Origin of the sequence: Streptomyces sp. NPDC088553, from assembly GCF_044752965.1 — a bacterium.
Classification (GTDB): domain Bacteria; phylum Actinomycetota; class Actinomycetes; order Streptomycetales; family Streptomycetaceae; genus Streptomyces.
The window spans coordinates 636,255-649,214 of sequence record NZ_JBIVMG010000006.1 but is presented as its reverse complement, the minus strand read 5'-3'; the positions used below and the strand labels follow the sequence as shown (position 1 = coordinate 649,214).

At 73.2% G+C, this 12,960-nt stretch carries 14 protein-coding genes; 5 read left to right on the top strand and 9 right to left on the bottom strand.

Annotated elements, in window-relative coordinates; genetic code table 11:
• The first annotated feature begins 111 nt into the window (after positions 1-111).
• Positions 112-1,269 carry a threonine aldolase family protein gene (locus tag ACIP8Z_RS23630; protein ID WP_402086424.1) on the top strand — a complete coding sequence of 386 codons (1,158 nt, stop codon included), beginning with the start codon at positions 112-114 and terminating at the stop codon, positions 1,267-1,269.
• 28 nt (positions 1,270-1,297) lie between these two features.
• On the opposite strand, the gene ACIP8Z_RS23625 is transcribed toward ACIP8Z_RS23630, so the two are convergent.
• Complete coding sequence (locus ACIP8Z_RS23625) at positions 1,298-1,504, bottom strand: hypothetical protein (RefSeq protein ID WP_402086422.1); 207 nt, start codon at positions 1,502-1,504, stop codon at positions 1,298-1,300.
• Between the two features lie 146 nt (positions 1,505-1,650).
• Here ACIP8Z_RS23625 and ACIP8Z_RS23620 point away from each other — a divergent pair, with 146 nt between their 5' ends.
• On the top strand, positions 1,651-2,739 hold the full coding sequence (locus ACIP8Z_RS23620; protein ID WP_402086419.1) for a DUF5937 family protein: 1,089 nt from the start codon (positions 1,651-1,653) through the stop codon (positions 2,737-2,739).
• A gap of 34 nt (positions 2,740-2,773) precedes the next feature.
• Here ACIP8Z_RS23620 and ACIP8Z_RS23615 read toward each other — a convergent pair whose 3' ends face one another.
• From ACIP8Z_RS23615 to ACIP8Z_RS23605, 3 genes are read right to left on the bottom strand one after another with little or no spacing between them, the layout of a single operon-like run.
• On the bottom strand, positions 2,774-3,385 hold the full coding sequence (locus ACIP8Z_RS23615; protein WP_402086560.1) for an AAA family ATPase: 612 nt from the start codon (positions 3,383-3,385) through the stop codon (positions 2,774-2,776).
• Between the two features lie 31 nt (positions 3,386-3,416).
• Positions 3,417-4,094, bottom strand: coding sequence for a response regulator (locus ACIP8Z_RS23610; RefSeq protein ID WP_402086417.1), 678 nt, complete (start codon positions 4,092-4,094; stop codon positions 3,417-3,419).
• Between the two features lie 18 nt (positions 4,095-4,112).
• Positions 4,113-5,321, bottom strand: a complete 1,209-nt coding sequence (locus ACIP8Z_RS23605) for a sensor histidine kinase (protein ID WP_402086415.1) — start codon at positions 5,319-5,321, stop codon at positions 4,113-4,115.
• Between the two features lie 97 nt (positions 5,322-5,418).
• On the opposite strand from ACIP8Z_RS23605, the gene ACIP8Z_RS23600 reads away from it, so the two are divergent.
• Both ACIP8Z_RS23600 and ACIP8Z_RS23595 read left to right on the top strand, forming a co-directional pair.
• Positions 5,419-6,501: an SAM-dependent methyltransferase gene (locus tag ACIP8Z_RS23600; RefSeq protein ID WP_402086412.1), complete on the top strand. Its 1,083-nt coding sequence runs from the start codon at positions 5,419-5,421 to the stop codon at positions 6,499-6,501.
• 4 nt (positions 6,502-6,505) lie between these two features.
• Entirely contained in the window at positions 6,506-7,648 is a 1,143-nt protein-coding gene (locus ACIP8Z_RS23595) for an NADH-quinone oxidoreductase subunit D (RefSeq protein WP_030324169.1), read from the top strand.
• Between the two features lie 28 nt (positions 7,649-7,676).
• On the opposite strand, the gene ACIP8Z_RS23590 is transcribed toward ACIP8Z_RS23595, so the two are convergent.
• The 5 genes from ACIP8Z_RS23590 to ACIP8Z_RS23570 all read right to left on the bottom strand — a co-directional run bounded on the left by ACIP8Z_RS23590 (position 7,677) and on the right by ACIP8Z_RS23570 (position 11,802).
• Positions 7,677-8,165, bottom strand: coding sequence for a GNAT family N-acetyltransferase (locus tag ACIP8Z_RS23590; protein ID WP_402086408.1), 489 nt, complete (start codon positions 8,163-8,165; stop codon positions 7,677-7,679).
• Positions 8,162-9,268, bottom strand: a complete 1,107-nt coding sequence (locus tag ACIP8Z_RS23585) for a hypothetical protein (RefSeq protein ID WP_402086406.1) — start codon at positions 9,266-9,268, stop codon at positions 8,162-8,164. The genes ACIP8Z_RS23590 and ACIP8Z_RS23585 overlap by 4 nt, the downstream gene beginning before the upstream one ends.
• Positions 9,269-9,398: 130 nt before the next feature.
• Positions 9,399-10,406, bottom strand: a complete 1,008-nt coding sequence (locus tag ACIP8Z_RS23580; RefSeq protein ID WP_402086404.1) for an ABC transporter substrate-binding protein — start codon at positions 10,404-10,406, stop codon at positions 9,399-9,401.
• A 6-nt stretch (positions 10,407-10,412) separates the two neighbouring features.
• Entirely contained in the window at positions 10,413-11,114 is a 702-nt protein-coding gene (locus ACIP8Z_RS23575; RefSeq protein WP_402086401.1) for an ABC transporter permease, read from the bottom strand.
• Position 11,115: 1 nt separating this feature from the next.
• Complete coding sequence (locus ACIP8Z_RS23570) at positions 11,116-11,802, bottom strand: ABC transporter permease (protein WP_073907889.1); 687 nt, start codon at positions 11,800-11,802, stop codon at positions 11,116-11,118.
• A 143-nt stretch (positions 11,803-11,945) separates the two neighbouring features.
• On the opposite strand from ACIP8Z_RS23570, the gene ACIP8Z_RS23565 reads away from it, so the two are divergent.
• The gene (locus ACIP8Z_RS23565) at positions 11,946-12,953 is read left to right on the top strand and encodes an ABC transporter ATP-binding protein (protein ID WP_402086398.1); all 1,008 of its coding nucleotides are present in this window, start codon (positions 11,946-11,948) and stop codon (positions 12,951-12,953) included.
• Positions 12,954-12,960 lie beyond the last annotated feature (7 nt).

The window sequence follows — 12,960 nt, the reverse complement described above, 5'->3', positions numbered from 1 at the left end:
TCCGTTCCAGTCCTCGGCGGGTACCGGACGATTTCTGGTCATGCTACGCCAGCGTTTCGCGGTGCTCCGTGGCTGTCCACAGGGTGTGGGCGGTGGTGTGATGATCGGTGCATGAATCCTGTGGACCCCGTGGACGAGGAAGCGGCCCGGCTCTACCGGGCGAAGGTCTGGGGCGGCGCCGACCGCACGCTGTGGCGCACCCAGGTGGACGGCACGGTGGGCGCGCGGCTGCGTGAACTCGCCGACTGGACCGAGTCCTCCGGCCACGGCGAGGGCCCGCTCGACATCTACGGGGACGGGCTCGTCGAGGAGCTGGAACGGCGCGTCGCCGAGGAGCTCGGCCTCCCCGCCGCCGTCTTCTTCCCCACCGGCACGATGGCGCAGCAGGTGGCCCTGCGCTGCTGGGCCGGGCGGACCGGCAGCCCCGTCGTCGCCCTCCACCCGCTCGCCCACCCCGAGGTCCACGAGAGCGGCGCGTTCGGGGCCGTCTCCGGGCTCCGTACGGTCCACCCGACCGACGCGCCCCGACTGCCGACGGCCGAGGAGGTACGGGACCATCCGGAGCCGTTCGGCACGCTGATGCTGGAGCTGCCCCTGCGGGACGCCGGCTTCGTGCTGCCGTCCTGGGAGGAGCTCACCGCGGTCGTGGAGGCGGCCCGCGAGCGCGACGCCGTGGTCCATTTCGACGGGGCGCGGCTCTGGGAGTGCCCGACGCATTTCGGCCGAACGCTCGCGGAGATCGCGGGGCTCGCCGACAGCGTCTACCTCTCGTTCTACAAGTCGCTCGGCGGGCATTCCGGGGCCGTGCTCGCCGGACCCGAGGACGTCATGGCCGAGGCGAGGGTGTGGCGGCACCGGTACGGGGGCCAGGTCTTCCAGCAGTACCCGGCGGCCCTCTCCGCGCTCCGGGGCCTGGACGAGGAGCTGCCCCGGCTGCCCTCGTACGTGGCCCACGCGCGCGTGGTGGCCGACGCGGTCCGGGAGGCGCTCACGGAGGCGGGCACCGGGTGGTTCCGGATCCACCCCGAGACCCCGCACACCCACCAGTTCCAGGTCTGGCTGCCGTACGACGCCGAGCAGCTGACGGCGGCGTCCCTCGCGCAGACCGAGGCCACCGGCACGCTCCTCTTCCGCCGCTGGTTCGCCCCGGGCGCGGGCGGCCCGCCCGGGGTCGCCGTGACGGAACTGACGGTGGCGGGACCGGGCCTGGAGTGGACGGCGGAGGACGTGAAGGCGGCGGTACGGGAGTTCCTGTCGCGGCTGGGGTAGCGCGCCCGCTCGCGTGCGCCCCCGGCGGTCAGAAGGCGTGGGGGCGCAGCCGGCGGTGCAGGGCGGCCCACAGACCGCCCCGCGCCGGGCGGCCCGCGAGGACCCGCTCGAAGCGGCGCCGGTCGCGGACCGACCGCAGGACGGCGACGTCGTGGGTGCCGGGCGCCGGCGGCATCGGCTCACCGAGCTGGGCGGCGCGGTACGTGTCGAAGAGGTACTGATGCAGCGCGTTCATGTTTTCACCGTGCGCCGCGTCCCCGGACCTCGGCCCGCCGTTTGACGAGGGTCGTCAAACGGCGCCCGGAGCCGCCCGGGGCGTCGATTGACGGCCCTCGTCAAACGACGCGACAGCGCCGCCGCCCGACCCCGCACCATAGGGAGGTGAGCGTGACCATCGACATCACCGGACTGCCGCACGAGCGGATCGCCTTCTGCCCCTCGCCGCTGGCGGAGCTCGGCAACGCCCTGCACGCCCTCGCCGAGCCCGCCCATCACGCCCGGCTGCACGCCTGGACGACCGCCACCTCCGCCGCCCTGAAGCCCGAGCTCGCGGACCGGCTGCACGAGGCCGACTTCATGTGGCGCTCCACCCGCTCCGATTTCCTGCTGCCCGCGCGGCCGCGCGAGACCCTCGCCGAGGAGCTGGACGACCTCGACCGCCTGGACGACGAGAAGTACGTCGGCGCGGCCCTGGAGATCTCCTGCAGCAGCCGCTACTCCGAGGGCATCCCGTCCCCGCTGGTCGACGAGCAGTCCCGCCGCCGCGCCCTCGACCTGGCCTCCGCGCGCGGGCCGCGCCAGGCGGCGTTCGTGGAGCGGATGCTGGCCGATCCGGCCGCCACGCGCGCGTGGATCCGCCGGCTCCTGGAGGACTGCGACGACGCGTTCTTCGCCGACACCTGGCGCCGCGTCCGCGTCCAGCTCGCCGCCGACGCCCGCCACAAGACCGAGCTGCTGCGCCGCAAGGGCCTGGCCGAGGCCCTGACGGCCGCCTCGCCCGCGCTCGCCCTGGAGGACGGGCCGCACGGCACCCGGATCGTCGTCGACAAGCTGGTGCACGGGCGGACGGAGGCGCAGGGCTCCGCCGTGACGCTGGTGCCGACGGCGTTCGGCTGGCCGCACCTCTTCGCCACGAGCGCCCCCGGCTGGCAGCCGGTGATCCAGTACCCGGCCGCCACCCGTGACGTCGGCGGCGCCGAGCCCGTCGAGACGGTCAAACTGCGCCTGGAGGCCATCGCCCACCCGATGCGGATGCGGCTGTGCCGCAACCTCGCGCGCGGCTCGTACTCCACCAGCGAGCTGGCCGACGCGTACGGCATCACCGCGCCCGAGGTCTCCCGTCACCTCTCCGTCCTGAAGAAGGCGGGCCTGCTCACCACGCAGCGCCGCGGCCGGTACGTGCTGCACCAGCTCGACTTCCCCGTCGTCGCCCGCCTCGGCAGCGACTTCCTGGAGAGCGTGCTCCGCTAGGGACCGGCTCGGGCCTCAGCGGCTCTGCCGGGCCTCAGTCGAAGCGGAGGTGGGAGAGGCCCACCCGGATCCGCCGCAGCCGGTGCCGCAACGGCCCGTCCGTGTTCGGCTCCGGCCGCAGTCCGGCCAGCTCCGCGACCCGGTCGGCCACCTCCGGGACCGTCAGTCGGTCCGTACGGAGGTGGTGGGCGAACTCCGGCGCCGCCAGGCGCTCCAGGCACTCGTCCAGCTTGGCCACGGCGAAGCTCTCCCGCTTCAGTCCCCGTCCGAGGCCCCGCTCCACCAGCCGCCCCAGGACCGTCTCCCGCTCGGCGAGCAGCGCGACGTGGCAGACCCGGCCCGCACCGTGGTCCGCGCGCAGCCGGCCGACGATCTCGGCGAAGTACGCCGGGTCGGTGAGGGTCATCGGCACGATCACGGGCCCCTGCCCGTACTCCCGCAGCGCCAGGTCGAGCACCTCGTGCACACCCTGCCGCCAGGCCCTCAGGTCCTGGAAGTCGCCTCGGAGCGCGGGCGGCAGCGTCCGGTGCAGACCGAAGCCGATGTGCTCCGGGTCGCACACCACACTGCCCGGCAGCCGGCGCCGGAGCTCGTACGCGGTCTGCGTCTTGCCCCCGCCGAAGGGACCGTTGATCCACAGCAGCATCGACACGCCCTTCCCCTTGAGGCCTCCGCGCTCAGCCCGCCGCGCCGCCGCCCGCCCGGACCAGGCCCGTCTCGTACGCGAGGACGACGACCTGGACCCGGTCGCGCAGGCCCAGCTTGGTCAGGATGCGGCCCACATGGGTCTTCACCGTCGCCTCGGAGAGGACGAGCCGGGCCGCGATCTCGCCGTTCGACAGGCCCTGCGCCACCAGCATCATCACCTCGCGCTCCCGGTCCGTGAGCCGCCCCAGCTCCTTGTGCTCCGGGTCCTTGCCCGACGACGGCAGCATGGGCGAGAAGCGGTCGAGGAGCCGCCGGGTCGTCGAGGGCGCCACCACCGCGTCACCGCTGTGCACCGAGCGGATCGCGCCGAGCAGCTCCGCCGGCGGCACGTCCTTCAGCATGAAACCGCTCGCCCCCGCCTTCAGCCCCGAGAACGCGTACTCGTCGAGGTCGAACGTGGTCAGGATCAGCACCTTCGGCGCGTCCGGCTCGGAACAGATCCGCCGGGTCGTCTCCACCCCGTCGAGCTTGGGCATGCGCACGTCCATCAGCACGACGTCGACCGCCGTCGCACGCAGCACCTCCAGCGCCTCGACCCCGTCGCCCGCCTCCGCCACGACCTCCATGTCCGGCTGGGCGGCCAGGACCATGCGGAAACCGGTGCGCAGCAGCACCTGGTCGTCGACAAGCATCACGCGGATGGACATCAGATTCCTTCGGGGTCGTCAGTGAGCGGGCTTGAGGGGGAGCAGGGCGCTGATCCGGAAGCCTCCACCGGGGCGCGGGCCCGCGTCCAGCGTGCCGCCGACCATGCCGACCCGCTCCCGCATGCCGATCAGACCGTGGCCCCGGCCGTCGGCACCCCCGTCCTCGTACATCTCCTGCGGCGCTCCCCGGCCGTCGTCCTCGACGAGCAGTCCGAGGCCGTCGTCGAAGTACACCAGCCGGACGCTGGCCCCGACGTCAGGACCGCCGTGCTTGCGCGAGTTGGTGAGGGCCTCCTGCACGATCCGGTACGCGGTGAGTTCGACGCCGCTGGGCAGCGGGCGAGGGCTCCCCTCGATCGCGAAGTCCACGGTCAGACCGGCCCCCCGCACCTGCTCGACCAGGTCCTCGATCTGCTTCACATCGGGCTGCGGCACGTACTCCCCGGCCTCCTGGTGCTCACCGGTCCGCAGGATGCCGAGCAGTCTGCGCATCTCGGCGAGCGCCTGCCGGCCGGTGGTGGAGATGGTGTCCAGGGCCTGCTTGGCGGTCTCCGGGGAGGAGTCCATGACGTACGCGGCGCCGTCGGCCTGCACCACCATCACCGACACGTTGTGCGCGACGACGTCGTGCAGCTCGCGGGCGATCCGGGCCCGCTCGGCGGCGACCGCGACCTTGGCCTGGGCCTCGCGCTCCTGCTCCAGGCGGGAGGCCCGCTCCTCCAGCTGCGCGAAGTAGGCGCGGCGGGTGCGGAGCGAGTCGCCGAGGACCCAGGCGAGTGCGAACGGCACGGTCATGATGATCGTGAAGAAGACGTGGGCCGCGCCCGACTGCGGGCCGTCCGTCGGCCATCTCAGCTGCGAGAGCGTCGCGGCGGAGAGTCCGCCGGCCAGCGCGAGCCGGGAGGCCCAGCGGGGTCCGTCGTGCGCGGCGACGGTGTAGATGATCACGAGCATGGCGAAGTCGGCCATGAACGGCGTCAGGCCGAAGGCGAGCTGTGCCAGCCCGAGGCCGACCGCGAGGAGCAGCATCCTCTCCGGGGCGCGGCGCCTCAGGGCCACGACCAGGGAGAAGAGCACCGCGACGAGGGCGTACCCGACGGGGTGGCCCTCCACCGTGCCGGTGCCGGCCGACACCACCCACAGCATGGAGAACCCCAGGAGGACGACCGCCCAGAAGGTGTCGACGCCCGTCGGGTGTCTGCGGATGAAGTCGTAAAGGCGCTGCACGTCACCCAGAGTAGGGAAGGGAGATAGGTGCAGGGATCAACCGTGGGGTCGATCCTTGGCGCGGGCCCCGTACTCCCCGAGGTGGAGACTGGGGCGCGTGACGGATGAGACGTGTCAGTGGCAGGGGTGGCGGCGGGCCACGGAACGGGCGCTGTACGGCCCCGGGGGCTTCTATCTGCGACCCGAGGGGCCGGCGGGACACTTCCGCACCTCGGTGCACGCCTCCCCGCTCTTCGCGGCGGCGGTGGCCCGGCTGCTCGCCGAGGTCGCGGAGGAGCTGGGAACGTCCGAGGTCGACCTCGTCGACGTGGGCGCGGGGCGGGGGGAACTGCTCACGGGTGTACTCGCCGCGATCGGTGGCGGCGACGGCTCCGCGAGCGGCGGCCTGACGGTCCGGGCGTACGCCGTCGAGCGCGCGGACCCGCCCGCCGGGCTCGATCCCCGGATCGAGTGGACCGACCGGCTGCCCCGGGGCGTGCGGGGGCTGGTCTTCGCGAACGAGTGGCTCGACAACGTGCCGGTGGACGTCGCCGAGGCGGACGCGGAGGGCACGGCGCGGTACGTGGAGGTCAGCCCGGACGGCACGGAACGGCTCGGCGGTCCCGTCTCCGGCGCGGACGCGGAGTGGCTGGCCCGCTGGTGGCCGCTGCGGGAGCCGGGCGCGCGGGCCGAGATCGGCCGGCCGCGCGACGAGGCCTGGGCGTCGGCGGTGGCCTCGCTGGCGGCGGGCCGCGCGGTGGCCGTGGACTACGCGCACGTACGGGGCGCCCGGCCGCCCTTCGGCTCGCTGACCGGCTTCCGGGCGGGCCGCGAGGTCCCGCCGGTCCCGGACGGCAGCTGCGACCTGACGGCGCATGTGGCGCTGGACGCGTGCGCGGCGGCGGTCGGCGGCGCCATGGGCGATGGCGGTGGCATCGGCGGCGACGGTGGGGGTGCCGAGGACGGGCCGCGTGCGGTCGAGCTGGTCACGCAGCGGGAGGCACTGGGACGGCTCGGGGTGTCCGGCGGGCGGCCGCCGCTCTCGCTCGCCTCGACCGATCCCGTCGCGTACGTCCGTGCCCTCTCCTCCGCCGGGGAGGCCGCCGAGCTCACCGCGCGCGGTGGTCTCGGCGACTTCCTCTGGCTCACCCGCCGGGTCCCGGGCGGGGCTACGACGCCCCCGGGGCAGGGGGGATACTGACCGCATGACGGAGACGACGGTCGGCATCGGCGGCGCGGCGGAGAGCACCGACATGGTGCTGAACATCGGGCCGCAGCATCCCTCGACCCACGGCGTGCTCCGGCTCCGGCTCGTGCTCGACGGCGAGGTCGTGCGGGAGGCCGAGCCGGTGATCGGCTATATGCACCGCGGCGCCGAGAAGCTCTTCGAGGCGCGGGACTACCGGCAGATCATCATGCTGGCCAACCGTCACGACTGGCTCTCCGCCTTCTCGAACGAGCTCGGCGTGGTCATGGCCGTCGAGCGGATGCTGGGCATGGAGGTCCCGGAGCGCGCGGTGTGGACCCGTACGCTCCTCGCCGAGCTGAACCGGGTCCTCAACCATTTGATGTTCCTCGGCTCGTACCCGCTCGAACTGGGCGGTATCACCCCCGTCTTCCACGCCTTCCGGGAGCGGGAGGAGCTCCAGGCCGTGATGGAGGAGGTCTCCGGCGGCCGGATGCACTACATGTTCAACCGGGTCGGGGGCCTCAAGGAGGACCTGCCCGCCGGCTGGCTGGGCCGCGCCCGCCAGGCCGTCGCGGACGTCCGCTCGCGGATGGACGTGTACGACCGGCTCGTCCTCGGCAACGAGATCTTCCGGGGCCGTACGCGGGGCGTCGGCGTGCTGTCCCCCGCGGCGGTCCACGCGTACGGGGTGTCGGGGCCCATCGCCCGCGCCTCGGGCGTCGACTTCGACCTGCGCCGCGACGAGCCGTACCTCGCCTACGGGGAGCTCCAGGACACCCTGCGGGTCGCGGTGCGCGAGGAGGGCGACTGCCTGGCCCGGTTCGAGTGCCTGCTGGAGCAGACGCACAACTCCCTGGACCTCGCGGACGCGTGCCTGGACCGGATGGCGGAGCTGCCGCCGGGGCCGATCAACCAGCGGCTGCCGAAGGTGCTCAAGGCGCCGGAGGGCCACACGTACGCGTGGACCGAGAATCCGCTCGGTGTGAACGGCTACTACCTGGTGTCCAAGGGCGAGAAGACCCCGTACCGGCTGAAGCTGCGCTCGGCGTCGTTCAACAACATCCAGGCGCTGGTGGAGCTGCTGCCGGGGACGCTGGTCGCGGACATGGTGGCGATCCTGGGCTCGCTGTTCTTCGTCGTCGGCGACATCGACAAGTAGCGGGAACCTGGCCGTACCCCTGCCGGGGTCAGTGCTCCCGGCGCATCACGACGTAGTCCCGCTCCTCCTTGCCGGGGCGGCGCCGGTCGACCACCGTCCAGCCCCAGCGTGCGTACCGATCCGTCAGTTCCGGTACGTCGAGGGTCATGAGGAGGGCGGGCCCGGGCACCCCGGCCGTGAGCAGGGCGTCGTGGAGGCCGCGGCCGATGCCGCGTCCCTGATTGCCGGGGGCGACGACGAGTTCGGCGAGTTCGAAGGCGGGTTCCCCGCCGGTCAGGACGGTGTCGGTCCAGCCCGCCGCGAAGCCGAGCAGGGCGCCGTCGGCGTCGCGCGCGACCACCGCGGTGAAGTCGTCCCTCCGCGCGGCCGAGTCGAGCAGCCGGTCCACGGTGCGCACGGCGCCGAGCGGCGGCTCGTGCCAGGGGGCGCCGCAGAAGGCCTGGGCGCTCAGGGCGAGCAGTTCGTCGCGGTGCCCGGCGGCCTCACCGGCCGGGAAGTCGGTGAGGCGGTACGTCACGAGTTCACCGCTCCGCGCAGTTCGGCCACATCGAGCTGCTCGGTCTCGTCGTGCGCCGTCAGGTCGATGACCTGGCCCACCGCCTGCACCGGCGCCTTCGGCTGCGCCGGCGCCAGCGGGTTCCCCGGCGTCCCCGTGGGGCTGATCGGGGTGAGGAGCGGGACGCCGAGCGCCGCCTGCGTCGCCAGGGCCTCTTCGAGGACCTCCTCGCCCACGACGTCGGCGAGGTCCGTGTGCTGCACCGCCTCGATCGCGGCCGCCGCCTTCTGCGTCCCGAAGAAGTCGAAGCCGCCCTCGGGCCGCGGGACGGGCCGGCGGGCCGCGTAGGGGACGATCGCGGACGCCGTCGGCACCGCCGGGACCCTCGCGGGCGCGGGCGGCAGCGCGAGGGCGGAGGCGGCCGACCGGCTGTGCTCGGTGCCGGCGGCCGCCGCGTGCTTCCCCTGCGGCTCCTCCGTCTCACGGGCCCGCTCGGCGAGGTCGCGCGCGCGGGCGGCCTCAGTGGTGCGGCGGGCCTGCTGGGCCGCCGCGTTGCGCGGGAGGTCGCGCAGCGCCTGGGCGGCGCGACGGTAGGCCTCGGGCGTGGGCGTGGAGCCCCCGGCGGGCAGCGCCTTGACGTCGCCGGCCGTGCCTGAGGCCGCACCGGCCGCCGACTCCAGGGCCAGGACACGGGCGCCTTCCAGCGCGCTGGCCCGCTCGGTCTCGGCCGTGGCGTACCGGCGGAGCAGATCGGCGTGCTCGCCGCGGAGCCCGGCCAGCTCCACCCGCTTGGCGCGGAGCTTCGCGTCGAGCCGGGAGCGGAGCGCGCGGGCCTCTTCGAGGTCGGACTCCAGCTCGGCGACCCGCTCCTCGGCCTTCCACTGGTCGGCGGTGCGGGCGCGGTCGAGCTCGGCGACCCGCAGTCCGGCGCTCCGGTCCCAGCTGCGCATGAGGACGGCGCCGGTGACGGCGGCGGCGGCCGCGGCGGCCGCGAGCAGCCGTACGACGATCAGGTCACCGGGCAGCCAGGCGGCCGCGGCACACACGACCGCGGCGCCGGCGACCGCGGAGGGCGGCAGCAGCTTGTGCAGAGGCGGGGAATGGCGGTGGCGTCCACGTGGCATGGCCTGAAATTTACCGTGCGTAGGCGCCGTGTGGGGTGTCGGCCCGGCAATCTCTTGGCCACTTCTCGTCACCAGAAGTGGATATCCACCGTTCCGGTTCCGTTTCGGGCCGACGCCCCTCACCCGACGCCTACTTGTTGAGCAGCCCCTTCGTCTGCAGATACTCCTTGGCGACGTCCTCCGGCTTCGCCCGCTCGGCGTCGACCTTGCGGTTGAGTTCGGCGAGATCCGCTGTGGTCAGCACCTTGGTGATCTTGTCCAGGGCGGCGGCTATCTCGGGGGAACCGGCGTCCTTGGCGTTCACCACGGGCAGCACGTTGTCGGCGTTCTGCAGCTTCTTGTCGTCCTCCAGGAAGACCAGACCGTAACTGTCGACGGTGGCGTCCGTGGTGGTCGTCAGGACCAGCTGGTCCACCCCGTCCTTCACCGCCTGCTTGGCCTGCGGGGTGCCGACGCCCTTGGGGTCGATCCCCGTCACGTCGATCCCGTACGTCTTCTTCAGGCCGGGCGCGCAGAACGGCCGCACCGCGCATTCGTCACCGGCGGCGATCTTCACCTTCAGCTTCGAACCGCCGAGATCGGAAAGCGTCTTCAGCTTGTTCTTCTCGGCGAATTCCTTCGTCACCGCGAACGCGTTCTGATCGACCGCCTCACCGACCGCGAGCACCTTCAGGCCGCGCGGTTCGGCGAGCTTCCGCAGCGCCTCGACCGTGGCCGTCGCGTCACCGGAGGCGACCGGCTTGTCCTCGGGCGCCTTCGGCCCGTTCACCTTCGCGTTGAGGAATTCCGCGATGGTCGCCGCGTATTCGGGGACGACGTCGATCTCGCCCTTCTCCAGCGAGGGCTCGTACAGCTCGCGATTCTTCACGGTGGTGATGGATACGGAGTATCCGGCGTCCCGCAGCGCCTGGGCGTACAGCTCGGCGAGCACCTTGGCCTCGGTGAAGGCCGCCGCGCCGACGACCAGCGAGCCCTTCTCCGCGCCGCCGGAGTTCCCGGCGCCCCCGGAGCTTCCCGAGCCCTTCCTCTTGCCCTCCTCCAGGCTGTCACCGCCGCACGCGGCCAGCGCGACGGCCAGCGCCGCCGTACCCAGCACCGCGCCCGCGATACGCGAGACCCTGTTCACGAGATCACCCATCCCCAGTCAGCGTTTGCTCAGTTGATCGAATCTTTGATCGAGCCGTTGCTCGAAGCGTGGAAAGAGCAGCCGGTCCGCGCCCACCAGGACGCCCTCCACCAGGAGGGCGAGCAGGGCCACGAGGACCGCGCCCGCGACGACCTGCGCCGTGTCGTAGGTGGCGAAGCCGGCCGTGATGATCCGGCCCAGGCCGCCCTGGCCGACCATGGCCGCGACGGTCGCCGTGGCCACCACCTGCACCGCCGCCGAGCGCACCCCGGTCATCACCACCGGCCGGGCCAGCGGCAGTTCGACCTGCCGGAACAGCTGCCCGCCGGTCATCCCCATGCCCCGCGCGGCCCGTACCGCGGCCGGGTCCACCTCCCGCACTCCCACGTACGCGTTGGTGAGGAGCGGGGGTATCGCGAACAGCACGAGGGCCACGACGGTCGGCACATATCCGGCGTTCCGCAGGGGGGACACCATGAACAGGGCGAGGACCGCGAAGACGGGGATCGCCCGCCCCACGTTCGACACGTTCACCGCGAGTGCCCCGCCCTTGCCGAGGTGGCCGAGCCAGAGGCCCAGCGGCAGCGCGAGCGCCGCGGCGATCAGCAGCGCCGCCCCGCTCACGTACACGTGCTCGGCGAGCCGCTGTCCGATGCCCTCCTCGCCCGTCCAGTGCGCGCCGGTGGTGAGCCAGCCCCAGGCATCCGTCACTACGCCCATCTCACCCACCTCCCGGCGCGGTCCGTATCCGGGTCCACGGCGTGAGCAGCCGCTGGAGTCCCAGGAGCAACAGGTCGGCTGCGACGGCGAGCAGCACGCACAGCACCGAGGCGGCGAGCATCTGCGCCTTGAAGAAGGTGGGCAGCGCGTCCTCGATGAGATTGCCGAGGCCGCCGCGGCCGACGACCGAACCGACCGTCGTCAGCGCGATCGTGGAGACCGTCGCCATCCGTATCCCCGCCATCAGCACCGGGAGCGCCAGCGGCAGTTCGACCTGCCACAGGAGGCGCAGCGAGCCGTAGCCCATGCCCCGGGCGGCCTCCCGGGTCTCGGCGGGCACGGCAGCGAGTCCCGCCAGCGTGTTCCGCACGAGGATCGTCAGCGCGTACAGCACGAGGCCGGTGACCACGAGCGCCGACGAGAGCCCGAACAGGGGCAGCAGCAGGGAGAACATGGCGAGCGACGGCACCGTGTAGAGCAGGGTGGTCAGTCCGAGGACGGGGCCGGCGAAGCGGGGCCTGGCCCGGACGAGCAGCGCGAGCGGCACCGCGACGGCGAGCGCGATCAGCACGGACACGACCGTGATTCCCACATGCTGGAGCGTGGCGTCGGTCAACTCCTGGGAGCGGGTGCGCAGATACTCACCGCAGATCCAGTCGTTCGTGACCAGACAGTTCGGCGCGCTCATCCGTCCCTCCCCCCGGGTCGTCGATCTTCCGAACGCATGTCTGACGACCCTAACCCCCGCCACCGACAATCCCCGAGACCCGCCACAATGCGGCAACACGCCCTTCACACACCCCCGGCATCCAGGGGCCAGAATGGGGAACCATGATCCGGTTCGAGCACGTGACCAAGCGGTACCCGGACGGCACCACCGCCGTCGACGACCTCTCGTTCGAGGTGGCGGAGGGCGAACTCGTCACCCTGGTCGGGCCGTCCGGCTGCGGCAAGACGACCACGATGATGATGGTGAACCGGCTCGTCGAGCCGACCTCCGGCCGCGTCCTCGTCGACGGCGAGGACATCGCCGGCGTCGACCCCGTCGCGCTGCGCCGCAAGATCGGCTACGTCATCCAGCAGGTCGGGCTCTTCCCCCACCGCACGGTCCTCGACAACACCGCGACCGTCCCCGCCCTGCTCGGCTGGAAGAAGGCGGCGGCACGCGCGCGTGCCGCCGAACTCCTCGACCTCGTCGGCCTCGACCCGGCCGTCTACGGCTCCCGCTACCCCGCGCAGCTCTCCGGCGGTCAGCGCCAGCGCGTCGGCGTGGCCCGCGCCCTCGCCGCGGACCCGCCGGTCCTCCTCATGGACGAGCCGTTCGGCGCCGTCGACCCGGTGGTCCGCGAGCGCCTGCAGAACGAGTTCCTCGCCCTGCAGGCCACCGTCCGCAAGACCGTCCTCCTCGTCACCCACGACATCGAGGAGGCCGTCCGCATGGGCGACCGCATGGCGGTCTACGGACAGGGCCGCATCGAGCAGTTCGACGCGCCCGCGACCGTCCTCGGCGCCCCCGCCACCCCGTACGTCGCGGACTTCGTCGGCAGCGACCGCGGCCTGAAGCGGCTCGCGGTCACGCCCGTCACGGAGGCCGACCTCGAACCCGTACCGGCGGGAGGTCCCGCGGCGACGCACACGCCCGGGGGCCGGGACGGCGCCCCCGACCCCGTCCCGCTCGGGACCTCGCTCAAGGACGCCCTCGCCGTGCTCCTCCAGCACGACACGGGCCGGCTCACGGTCACCGGCGACGACGGCCGGCCGCTCGGCGTCCTCACCCCGGAGGGCGTCCACCGCGCCCTGCGCCGGGCATCGGCCGCGGCCCCGTCCCCGGCTTCCTGAGCGGGGC